The 11296-nt window shown below is 57.0% G+C and carries 9 protein-coding genes and 1 pseudogene; 8 read left to right on the top strand and 2 right to left on the bottom strand.

What is annotated here, in order from left to right; all coding sequences use genetic code 11:
* Positions 1-115: 115 nt before the first annotated feature.
* Together ACP4CD_RS22810 and ACP4CD_RS22805 are read right to left on the bottom strand one after the other, a co-directional pair.
* A complete protein-coding gene (locus ACP4CD_RS22810; protein WP_064026230.1) occupies positions 116-1312 on the bottom strand; it encodes a ComEA family DNA-binding protein in 1197 nt (398 codons plus the stop codon).
* Positions 1313-1610: 298 nt separating this feature from the next.
* Positions 1611-1970 (bottom strand): HXXEE domain-containing protein, encoded by a 360-nt coding sequence (locus ACP4CD_RS22805; protein ID WP_426992772.1) that lies wholly within the window; start codon positions 1968-1970, stop codon positions 1611-1613.
* A 670-nt stretch (positions 1971-2640) separates the two neighbouring features.
* Here ACP4CD_RS22805 and ACP4CD_RS22800 point away from each other — a divergent pair.
* The 8 genes and pseudogenes from ACP4CD_RS22800 (at position 2641) to ACP4CD_RS22765 (ending at position 11294) form a co-directional block, all read left to right on the top strand.
* Positions 2641-4377: an acetolactate synthase 3 large subunit gene (locus ACP4CD_RS22800; RefSeq protein WP_064026224.1), complete on the top strand. Its 1737-nt coding sequence runs from the start codon at positions 2641-2643 to the stop codon at positions 4375-4377.
* Complete coding sequence (ilvN, locus tag ACP4CD_RS22795; protein WP_064026222.1) at positions 4377-4868, top strand: acetolactate synthase small subunit; 492 nt, start codon at positions 4377-4379, stop codon at positions 4866-4868. The genes ACP4CD_RS22800 and ilvN overlap by 1 nt, the downstream gene beginning before the upstream one ends.
* 99 nt (positions 4869-4967) lie before the next feature.
* Positions 4968-5984 (top strand): ketol-acid reductoisomerase, encoded by a 1017-nt coding sequence (gene ilvC / locus ACP4CD_RS22790; protein ID WP_071155408.1) that lies wholly within the window; start codon positions 4968-4970, stop codon positions 5982-5984.
* Positions 5985-6051: 67 nt separating this feature from the next.
* Positions 6052-6837 (top strand): outer membrane protein OmpK, encoded by a 786-nt coding sequence (locus ACP4CD_RS22785; protein ID WP_426992771.1) that lies wholly within the window; start codon positions 6052-6054, stop codon positions 6835-6837.
* 193 nt (positions 6838-7030) lie between these two features.
* Entirely contained in the window at positions 7031-7771 is a 741-nt protein-coding gene (gene pssA / locus ACP4CD_RS22780) for a CDP-diacylglycerol--serine O-phosphatidyltransferase (RefSeq protein ID WP_064026216.1), read from the top strand.
* Between the two features lie 6 nt (positions 7772-7777).
* A pseudogene (locus tag ACP4CD_RS22775) lies at positions 7778-8631 on the top strand (CHAD domain-containing protein).
* Between the two features lie 239 nt (positions 8632-8870).
* The gene (locus tag ACP4CD_RS22770) at positions 8871-10415 is read left to right on the top strand and encodes a 2-isopropylmalate synthase (RefSeq protein ID WP_426992770.1); all 1545 of its coding nucleotides are present in this window, start codon (positions 8871-8873) and stop codon (positions 10413-10415) included.
* 9 nt (positions 10416-10424) lie between these two features.
* Positions 10425-11294, top strand: a complete 870-nt coding sequence (locus ACP4CD_RS22765; RefSeq protein ID WP_426992768.1) for a uracil-DNA glycosylase — start codon at positions 10425-10427, stop codon at positions 11292-11294.
* Positions 11295-11296: the final 2 nt, after the last annotated feature.

Raw genomic sequence — 11296 nt, 5'->3', positions numbered from 1 at the left:
TGCCCAAGGCATGCCGGCAATGTCGCCGGCATGCCCGAGCGCGCTTGGCAATCAAATCGGCGATCAAAACCGCTGAAAGTGCTTTCGAAGCCGCGCGCCGCTCAATCTGGAACATTTACAACGCAAACAGCTCGCGCAACAATTTCAGCAATTTCGGGCCGACGCCCTTGACATTGGAGAGGTCGTCGAACGAGGCGAACGGTTGCGCAGCGACAATATTTTCGACGGTCTTTTTCGGCACACCCTTTAGCGCGCCCAATTCGTCCAGGGTTGCTTGGTTGATCGACGCTCTCGACGCCTGCTCCGCGCCGGCAAGCGCTACCGGCTCGACTGGCGTGACTGGCGATTTTTTGGTGTCTCCGAACTGAACATTGATGACATTGTCCGACTCTTTGCGAACCGCGACCGGTTTCGGCGCCACAGTGTAAGGGACCGCGAAATTGATGCAATCCCGAGTTTCGTACGCCACTCCGTTCCATTCCCGCAACATGAGACTCAAATGCCAGCGACCGACCGGCGGCTCGCAAAATTCGGTTTCCAGACTCAGTTCGCGCAAACCTTGCCGACCGACCAATTCGCCGACCCGGATGCCGGCCACAGCGTAACCGTCGAAATGCCCGCCTTGATAGGCTTGATCGAGCGCCCATAACTCCAACGCCAAGGTACCACTGATATTGTCCGCGCCGCGCCGGTTGGCAATTTCACCGACATTCAACCGAATCCGCCCATTTTGAACGTCGTAACCGCAATTGCCCAGTAACAACAGTTCGGCGGCCGCCGGTTTGAACGCCTGAGCTTGCACGAAGTAGTCGTTCTCGATAAAGCGTCCCGATTGGTTATCGCTGGCTTCGGCATGCTTGTACTCGATGAAACTCACTTCGATGACATTGTTCGTAGCTTGCCGGACGGCCGTTTTAACCGGACTGTACGGTGCCGCGAAATTGACGAAATCGCGCGTCTCGTAAGCCATGCCATTCCACTCGCGCAACATCAGCGTCAGTTGCCAGTATCCTTCGCCGGGCTCTTGGAACGCCAGATCCCACGAAGCAGGCCCAATCGCATGTTGACCATGCAATTCGCCGATAACGACGCCAGCCAACGGAATGCCGCTGAAACCGCCGCCCTGATACACTTGATTCAGCGCCCAGAGTTCCACCGAAAGCGTGCCGCTTAGATTCCCGAACGACCGGTGGTTGGCAATTTCACCAATATTCAGCGTAATACGGTCGCCTAGAATGGAATAACCATTAATACCGCTTAACCGCAACTCTGGAATATCGGTATCAAAAACAGGGTTTTGTAATGCATACATAGATTATGACTCAGTGATTAAGGAAGGAAAATTATATATCAAGCCTAGAATATACCGCTATTATTTCCAACCTTTTACTGCTTATAAAACAGCCGCTTAAGCACCAACTAGGTGCAATTAAGCTGAATTTAACGCTCTATTTTGGTGAATACCGCAAAACTCAAACCCCGCCAATTCGAATATACTGGATCCGGAACGAGCGCACAGGCTTTTAAGAGAACACAAAACTCGCAAAGCGTCGATACGAACGTAGGTCAGCCGACCTCGGCGCATCGGTCGCCCGTCCAAATCGCGTGCTTCATGCGCGACCCTCAAATGCGCCCCGGCTACGGACGTAAACGATAATCCCGGCATGGATGGCAACGGCAACCGCGATGCCGGTCGCGTGCGCCACAAATCCCGCGACCCCGGCCATATGAAACTGCCAAATACTGTAAGCACCTACCGGCAAGAACAGCGCCGCGCCGGTCGCAAGTCCGGGATTGTACATTTTGAAGGCCAAGGCGTGACCGATGTGGACCAGACCGTTGACGACGGCCAGATAGACTGCGATCAAACCCAGACCCGGCTCGCGGAGCGCCGCCAAATAGGTGGCAATGACGATGACGCCCCAAACGCCGGGGACATTGATGATAAACACGGCCAACGACGACAGCACGGGCTTGCCGCCGCCGACGGTCCGGTTGAAAAAGTTCGGAAGCGGTCTTGATCGTGTTCCTCGTACTGATGCAGCATATACATCGGCAGATGCAGAAACGTCAGCGCGAGCGGCATCGACCACCCCGCGGTCAACAACGGGAATAACATCAATAATAATAACCCGGCCAACGCGCCGCCATAAACCCAATGCGTTATCAAGCGCTCGAACATGAAATGTTTCCGACAGTCGATTAGAAGTCGTTAACTCTAGTCCAATTCGAAAGTTTCAGCGCCGACAAACGGCCGATTTCCGCGTTGGAATCGCCAAGTAAACAACGCAGCTCCCCCCCCGACTGGTCGTATCCTTGGAAGACCGCAACAAAATAAATAGCGAATAGCGTGACAAATGTGGAAAGTGATCAGCGAACAGGAACCCATCCCACCCGAACCGGACAAACTGGATCGAAAGTTCGCGCAACGCCCTTCGCTGAAACGGTTTCGAGACCTCTTGCTCCCAGTTTAATTCGCCATGCATCGCTTCATGACGATCGACCCTAAATTGCAGTGTCGGCAAAATCCAAGCGAAACCCTGGGTTTTCCTTGACGAAAACGACCAAAGACAGTAGCTTATCCAACCTTTTTTGTAAATCCGTATCCGTGCGATCCGTATTGTTTTCGAGGGCTTAAAATTGGAACTCAGTGGCGGGCAAATTCTTGTCCAATGTCTTAAAGATGAAGGTGTCGAATTCGTATTTGGCTATCCGGGTGGCTCTGTATTGCACATCTACGATGCCATATTCCATCAAGACGACGTGAAGCACATCCTGGTCCGGCACGAACAAGCCGCGGCCCACTCGGCGGACGCCTACGCCCGCGCCACCGGCAAGCCCGGCGTGGTGCTGGTGACTTCCGGCCCCGGCGCCACGAACGCCGTCACCGGCATCGCCACGGCGTATATGGATTCGATTCCGATGGTGATTATTTCCGGACAAGTGCCGTCGCCGGTGATCGGCAGCGACGCGTTCCAGGAAGTCGATACGGTCGGCATCACCCGCCCCTGCGTCAAACACAACTTTTTGGTCAAGGACGTCAACGATCTCGCCGAGACCATGAAGAAAGCCTTTTACGTGGCGACGACCGGCCGCCCCGGCCCGGTACTGGTCGACGTGCCGAAGGACATCACCGACCCGAACATCAAGGTACCTTATAAGTACCCGAAAAAAATCGTGATGCGCTCCTACAACCCGGTGGTGACCGGCCACAAGGGCCAGATCAAGCGCGCCGTCGATATGCTGCTGGCCGCGCAACGCCCAATCATTTATTCCGGCGGCGGCGTAATCCTGGGCGAGGGCCATCAAGAATTAACCGAGTTGACCCAATTGCTGGGCTTCCCGATCACCAACACCTTGATGGGTCTGGGCGCTTATCCGGCTACCGACAAGCAATTCGTCGGCATGCTGGGCATGCACGGGACTTACGAAGCCAACATGGCGATGCACGAAAGCGACGTGATCCTGGCGGTCGGCGCGCGCTTCGACGACCGGGTGACCGGCAAGTTGACCGAGTTCTGCCCGTACGCCAAGATCATTCATATCGATGTCGATCCAGCCTCGATTTCCAAGACCGTGAAAGTGGACGTGCCGATCGTCGGCGAAGTCAAACCGGTGCTGAAGCAAATGCTCGAGTTGATCCGCGACAGCAAGGACAAACCGTCAAAGGCCTCCCTGGAAAACTGGTGGAAGCTGATCGACAGTTGGCGCGGGGTACGCTGCCTGGAATACGACCGGGAAAGCCGGATCATCAAGCCGCAATACGTGGTCGAGCAATTGTACGAAGTCACCAACGGCGAGGCCTTCGTGACCTCGGACGTCGGCCAACATCAAATGTACGCGGCGCAGTATTACCATTTCGATAAGCCGCGGCGCTGGATCAACTCCGGCGGCCTGGGTACGATGGGCTTCGGCTTGCCGGCCGCGATCGGCGTAAAGCTGGCGTTTCCGGAAGCAGACGTGGCCTGCATCACCGGCGAAGCCAGCATTCAGATGTGCATACAGGAGCTTTCGACCGCGTTGCAATACAACACGCCGGTCAAGATCGTTAATCTGAATAACCGTTACATGGGCATGGTCCGGCAATGGCAGGAATTTTCCTATCAAAGCCGCTACTCGCACTCCTACATGGACACGATTCCGGACTTCGTCAAACTCGCCGAAGCCTACGGCCATGTCGGCATGCGCATCGAGAAACCGGAAGAAGTGCGCGACGCACTGAAACAAGCCTTTGAAATGAAGGACAGAACCGTGTTCCTGGATTTCATTACCGATAGAACCGAGAACGTATATCCGATGATAGAAGCAGGCAAGGCCCACCACGACATGAAATTGCGCGTCGCACCCGGCACACCGGTCGACAGGGAGTTATCGTGATGCGGCACATTATTTCCATCCTGATCGAAAACGAAGCCGGCGCGCTATCGCGCGTCGCCGGACTGTTCTCGGCGCGCGGCTACAATATCGAATCGTTGACCGTGGCGCCGACCGAAGATCCCAGCCTGTCGCGGATGACCTTGGTCACCAGCGGCAGCGACGAAATCATCGAGCAGATCACCAAGCAATTGAATAAATTGATCGATGTCGTCAAATTGATCGACCTAGCCGAATCGGCGCATATCGAGCGCGAACTGATGCTGGTCAAAATCAAAACCAGCCACGACACCCGCGAGGAAGTCAAACGCATGGTGGATATTTTTCGCGGCAAGATCATCGACGTCACCCACAACAGTTACATCGTGGAAATGACCGGCCAATCCAATAAATTGGACGCCTTCATCCACGGCTTCGAGGAAGGCTGCATCATCGAAGTGGTGCGCTCCGGCCCGACCGGCATTTCCCGCGGCGAAAAAGGCTTACACCTATGAGCGTCGCCGGAGTACCGCGCTAGATTGGTACTCCGCGTGACGGCGACTCCCAGAAAGTCGATAAAATTTTTAATTCACACCAGAGTAACGAGAGAACCTATGCAAGTTTATTACGACAAAGACGCCGATCTTTCGATCATCCGCAGTAAGAAAGTCGCCATCATCGGCTATGGCTCGCAAGGCCATGCCCATGCCAACAATCTGAAAGACTCCGGTGTCGACGTCGTCGTCGGCTTGCGCGCTAGCTCCGCGTCCGTCGGCAAGGCCCAGGCCAGCGGCCTGACCGTCAAGGACGTACCGGAAGCCATCGCCGGCGCCGACGTAGTGATGATTCTGACCCCTGACGAATTTCAATCCAAGCTGTACAAGGAAGAAATCGAACCGAACATCAAACAAGGCGCGGCCCTGGCCTTCGCCCACGGCTTCGCGATTCTGTACAACCAAGTCGTGCCGCGCGCAGACCTGGACGTGATCATGATCGCCCCGAAAGCACCCGGCCACACCGTACGTTCCGAGTTCGTCAAAGGCGGCGGCATCCCGGATTTGATCGCGATTCACCAAAATGCCTCCGGCATGGCCAAGGAATTGTGTCTGTCCTATGCCTCGGCGATCGGCGGCGGCCGTTCCGGCATCATCGAGACCACCTTCCGCGACGAAACCGAAACCGACTTGTTCGGCGAACAAGCGGTATTGTGCGGCGGCGCGGTGGAATTGGTGAAAGCCGGCTTCGAAACCCTGACCGAAGCCGGCTACCCGCCGGAAATGGCCTACTTCGAATGCTTGCACGAACTGAAACTGATCGTGGACTTGATGTACGAAGGCGGCATCGCCAACATGAATTACTCGATCTCCAACAACGCCGAGTACGGCGAATACGTGACCGGTCCGAAAGTCATCAACGAAGAAAGCCGTTGGGCGATGAAACAAGCCCTGGAAGACATCCAGCAAGGCAAATACGCCAAGCAGTTCATCCTGGAGGGCCAAACCGGCTACCCGGAAATGACCGCGCGCCGTCGCTTGAACGCCGAACATCCGATCGAACAAGTCGGCGCCAAATTGCGGGCGATGATGCCGTGGATCAAGGCCAACCAAATCGTCGATAAAAGCAAGAACTAAGCTGATCGACTAGACTTAAAAGCCCATCTTCTCGATGGGCTTTTTTTGTCCGCTAGATCGAAAAAGCATGCCAGAGTCGCTGCGTTCGCATACGCTGAAAACCGTCATCGCCGCCGCGGCACTGGCCGTACCGGCCGCCAGCGCGGCCGAATGGCTGGACTGGAGCACCAGCGAAATTCAATATTTGCACGGCCCAACCTACTCCGAACCGTTTAACGCCAACGATATTGCTCGCTCCATCGTCACCGTGACCCACACTCACGGCTGGCGTTACGGCCGAAACTTTTTCTTCATGGACACGCTGTTCACCGAAAGCGGTCAACCGGCGCAAGTCAACCTATACGGCGAAGCGTACAGCACCCTTAGCTTCGGCAAAATTAGCGGCCTGGACCTGTCGTTCGGCATCGTCAAGGATGTCGGCGCCACGGCGGGCATCAATCTGGGCGAAAACGTCAATAGCCCGCGTAGCGGCTATCGGGCCTGGCTGTACGGCATCAGCGTCGATTTCGATTTGCCGGGTTTCGAGTACTTCAATGTCGATTTTTTACGGCAACGCGTCACCGAACCCGCCGACATCGGCACTTCTTGGCAAATCACGCCGGTGTGGAAACTGCCTTTCGAAATCGCCGGCACAAAATGGAGCATCGAAGGCTTCGCCGATTTCATCGGCCGCAACCAAACCGCCGCCCGCCAAGCCCTAGCCCAACCACAACTGCGCCTGGACCTCGGCGATCTATGGGGCGCGGGTAACCATTTGTTTATCGGCATCGAATATCAATACTGGCACAACAAATACGGCATCAAAGGCCTGCATGAAAGCCTGCCGCAGGCGCTGGTGGTTTGGAAGTTTTGAGGAGCCCGCGGCATCAACGATTTGCACGGCAGACGACGGCAGTTTGGAATCCTCCGTTTAACCGGCCGAACCGCTGATGCGTCGATGCAGGCCGAGATCGTTTAACTGAACGGCCCGCAATCGGCATTTCCTCAAGCAACCGTCATATTCACCATGTACAATGCCGCCAAATCGAATTTCCCGTCCGACCGAGATGATAAAAAAACCAGCGATTGCGCGTCATAGAGGCATTTATCTGCTGCCCAACTTGTTCACCACCGGTGCGATGTTCGCCGGGTTTTACGCGATCACGTCGGCGATCAACGGTCGCTTCGAAACCGCCGCGATTTCGCTGTTCATCGCGATGGTGCTGGACGGCCTAGACGGCCGAGTGGCCCGGCTGACCAACACCCAAAGCGAATTCGGCGTGCAATACGACAGCTTGTCCGATATGGTTTCGTTCGGCGCCGCGCCGGCCATCGTCATGTATTTGTGGACCTTGTCCAGCATGGGCCAGGCCGGCCTGTTCGCCGCCTTCGTACACATGGCCGGCGGCGCGTTGCGCTTGGCGCGTTTCAACACCCAGGTCGAAGTCGCCGATAAACGTTATTTTCAGGGCTTGCCCAGCCCGGCGGCGGCGGCGATTCTGGCCGGCGGCCTGTTGTTTTGCATCGAAAACGGCTACGACGTCGAGAATTTCAAATATCTGGTGCTGTTTACCACGATCAGCACCGGGCTACTGATGGTCAGCAACTTCCGCTATTCCAGCTTCAAGGAACTCGATTTCAAGAACAAAGTGCCGTTCATCGTCGCGATTATCGCGATGCTGGTGATCGGTTTCGTGATGGCGCAACCGCAACGCATGCTGTTTTTGTTGTCGGTCGGCTACGCGCTGTCCGGCCCTATCGTCACGCTGGTGGTACGCAAACGCCGGCTGCAAAGCCGCAAGGGCTAAATCGCCATGGCCGGGGCCGGCAAGTTCTTGCAACACGCCCTGGACCGCCACTGGCAACTGTATCGCAAGCGCCTGCAAACCTGCAGGCAAAGGGCCGACGAAGAAAACATCCACAAACTACGCACCGGCATCCGCCGGCTGTTGTCGGTGATAGACCTGATCCGCGCCTTGGCGCCCTGCCCCGCGTTACGCAAAGCCCGCAAAGTGCTGAAGGCGCAACTCGACCGCTTCGACGATTTGCGCGATACCCAAGTCATGTTGCTGACCATCGACGCGGCTATCGTCGAACTGCCGGAATTGCGCGACTTCCACGAGCACTTGCGTCGCCGGGAGAACCGATTGCTTGGCCGCCTGGAACCCGAGATCGCCGCTTTTAGGACCGGCAATCTGCGGCGCAAACTGAAAAGTCCGGCCGGCGAGCAAACCGGCGCGCCGCCGACATCGATCTTGCCCAAGCCATCCAGGCCGTCGTCGATCGGGTTTATGCCGATGCGCTGGAGCGCCATGCCGCAATAGATGACAGCCATCCGGCCACGATCCATCAACTGCGGATCGCGCTGAAAAAGCTGCGTTACATGCTGGAAGCCGCGCCCGATCAAATTCCTGGACTGAAGCCGGACTTACTGGAACGCTTGCAACGCTATCTAACCGCGATGGGCGATATTCAGAACGCGGAAGTGCTGGCATCGGCCTTGGCTGAGTTCTATCGAGGCGCGCCGCCCGCACCGGTCTCCGACTATTTTCAGCGGCAACATCGGCAGCTGATGGCCGAATTCATTGCGGACCGTTACGAGATCTTTCGATTCTGGCGAGCCGCGCCCGACCAAGCTCAACCCTGGCAACACGACCTCGCCGTTTAGGCGCAACGCCGCACTTGAGCCGCGTGGCGACTATGCAGTATAGTGCGGCCCCATGAACATCAAGACGACTTTTCCGCAGCCTACCGAATTCGCCCGACCAGTATCCGGCCATCTTGCGCTCGCCCCGTCTCCAAGACTGCTGCCCTGAGGGGCTAGCAATCATTCCACGACGACTTCAATAAACACCACTTTTTCCGCTTTCTCGGCGAGATGCCGAACGTTTCATGAACGGAGCCCTCATGAAAGATTCATTGATTATTTTCGATACCACCTTGCGCGACGGCGAGCAAAGCCCCGGCGCGTCGATGACCCGCGATGAAAAAGTACGCATCGCCCGCGCCCTGGAGCGCATGAAAGTCGATGTCATCGAAGCCGGATTCCCGGCCGCCAGTCAAGGCGATTTCGAGGCGGTGCAGGCCGTCGCCGATGCGATTAAAGACAGCACGGTCTGCGGTTTGGCCAGAGCCTTGGACAAAGACATCGACCGCGCCGGCGAGGCTTTGAAAGGCGCGAACAGTTCCCGCATCCATACCTTCATTGCCACTTCGCCGATCCACATGGCGAAAAAGCTGAACATGCAGCCGGACCAAGTGATCGAGTACGCGGTCAAGGCCGTCAAACGCGCGCGGCAGTACACCGACAATGTCGAGTTCTCGCCGGAAGACGCCGGCCGCTCGGAAGAAGACTTCCTGTGCCGGATTTTGGAAGCGGTGATAGATGCCGGCGCGACGACCTTGAACATCCCGGATACGGTCGGTTACAGCATGCCGCAGCAATTCGGCGCGATGATCGCCAATTTGCGACAGCGGATTCCGAACGCCGACAAGGCCGTCTTCTCGGTACATTGCCATAACGACTTGGGACTTGCGGTCGCCAATTCCTTGTCGGCGGTGATGAACGGGGCCCGTCAGGTCGAATGCACGATCAACGGCCTGGGCGAGCGCGCCGGCAACGCCTCGCTGGAGGAAGTGGTGATGGCAATCCGCACCCGCCAGGATTTTTTCCAATGCGACACCCGCTTGGACACCCGCGAGATTGTCACCTGCTCGAAGCTGGTGTCGTCCATCACCGGCTTTCCGGTACAGCCCAACAAGGCTATCGTCGGCGCCAACGCCTTTGCCCACGAATCCGGCATTCACCAGGACGGCGTTTTGAAAAACCGCGAGACTTACGAAATCATGCGGGCCGAGGATGTAGGCTGGACCACCAACCGGATGGTGCTCGGCAAGCATTCCGGCCGCAACGCGTTCAAAACCCGAATGGCGGAACTCGGCGTGCAGTTCGATAGCGAAGCCGATTTGAACGATGCCTTCTTCCGCTTTAAGCAGTTGGCCGATAAAAAGCACGAAATCTTCGACGAGGATTTACAGGCGCTGATTTCCGAGCAAAGTTTCGAGGCCGAAGACGAACACATCAAACTGGTGGCGCTGAAAGTCTGTTCCGAGACCGGCGAAGTGCCGAACGCCACCGTAACCATCCTGGTGGACGGCAAGGAAGTCACCGGCAACGCGACCGGCGGCGGGGCGGTCGATGCCAGCCTGAAGGCCATCGAAAGCCTGGTGCAAACCGGCGCGACCTTGGCTTTGTACTCGGTCAACAATATCACCACCGGCACCGATTCTCAGGGCGAAGTGACAGTCAGACTGGAAAACGCCGGCCGCATTGTCAACGGCTCCGGCGCCGATACCGACATCGTCATCGCCTCTGCCAAGGCTTACATCAACGCGGTCAACAAACTGCAAAGCCCGGATCAGCGCCAGCATCCGCAAAAGGGCGACGTGTAACAGCTCGCGATGGAAAAATCGGTCCGCTTGCAATACCTGGAGGCGATGGGTATCGATGCCTGGGAACTTCGGCATCCATCTATCGTCACCGAGCAAGCGGTTGCCGCCCCTGCAGGGTGGGCATCGCAAAGCGAAGCCCACCACTTCGACGCCCCCGATAACGAAGCCGCGCCAACCACGGAACATCCGGCCGTAGACGAAACTGCCACTGATCACCGGCACGCTGAACCGGCACTGCAAACCGCCGCATCCGACTCGTCTTGTATATCCGAAAGCGATGCCTTCGCACCGTTGCCGCATCACCCCAAGTCTCACACCGACGACCAGGCCTGGAAAGACCTGCAGCACGAAGTCGCTATCTGCCGCGCCTGCGCTCTCTGCGAGACCCGCACCCAGACTGTGTTCGGCGTCGGCAACAAGCATGCGACTTGGCTGCTGATCGGCGAAGCGCCGGGCCGCGACGAGGATCTGCAAGGCGAGCCCTTCGTCGGGCGGGCCGGCCAATTGCTGAACGAAATGATCCGGGCTATAGGCATGCGCCGCGAGCAGGTCTACATCGCCAACATGCTGAAATGCCGACCGCCGAATAATCGCGATCCGCGGGCCGAAGAGGTCGATGCCTGCCACGATTTTTTAAAACGCCAGATTGAACTGATTCAACCCAAGCTCATCGTGGCCGTCGGCCGCATCGCCGCGCAAAATCTGCTAAAAACCCAGCAACCGCTGGCGCGGCTGCGCGGCATCCGCCACGAATTGGCCGGAATACCGTTGACGGTGGTACACCACCCCGCTTATTTGCTACGCTCGTTGCCCGAAAAAGCCAAAGCCTGGGAAGACCTGCAATTCGCGCTTTCCGTTTATCAATCGCTGGAAACCTAACC

The organism is Methylomonas stagni, assembly GCF_050154735.1.
Taxonomy (GTDB): Bacteria; Pseudomonadota; Gammaproteobacteria; order Methylococcales; family Methylomonadaceae; genus Methylomonas; species Methylomonas koyamae_A.
This window is presented reverse-complemented; position numbering and strand designations above follow the sequence as displayed.

Coding starts and splice junctions, on each gene's coding strand:
- pssA (WP_064026216.1), top strand. CDS start 7,031: ATGATAAAAAAACCAGCGATTGCGCGTCATAGAGGCATTTATCTGCTG.
- ACP4CD_RS22785 (WP_426992771.1), top strand. CDS start 6,052: ATGCCAGAGTCGCTGCGTTCGCATACGCTGAAAACCGTCATCGCCGCC.
- ACP4CD_RS22810 (WP_064026230.1), bottom strand. CDS start 1,312: ATGTATGCATTACAAAACCCTGTTTTTGATACCGATATTCCAGAGTTG.
- ACP4CD_RS22770 (WP_426992770.1), top strand. CDS start 8,871: ATGAAAGATTCATTGATTATTTTCGATACCACCTTGCGCGACGGCGAG.
- ilvN (WP_064026222.1), top strand. CDS start 4,377: ATGCGGCACATTATTTCCATCCTGATCGAAAACGAAGCCGGCGCGCTA.
- ilvC (WP_071155408.1), top strand. CDS start 4,968: ATGCAAGTTTATTACGACAAAGACGCCGATCTTTCGATCATCCGCAGT.
- ACP4CD_RS22765 (WP_426992768.1), top strand. CDS start 10,425: ATGGAAAAATCGGTCCGCTTGCAATACCTGGAGGCGATGGGTATCGAT.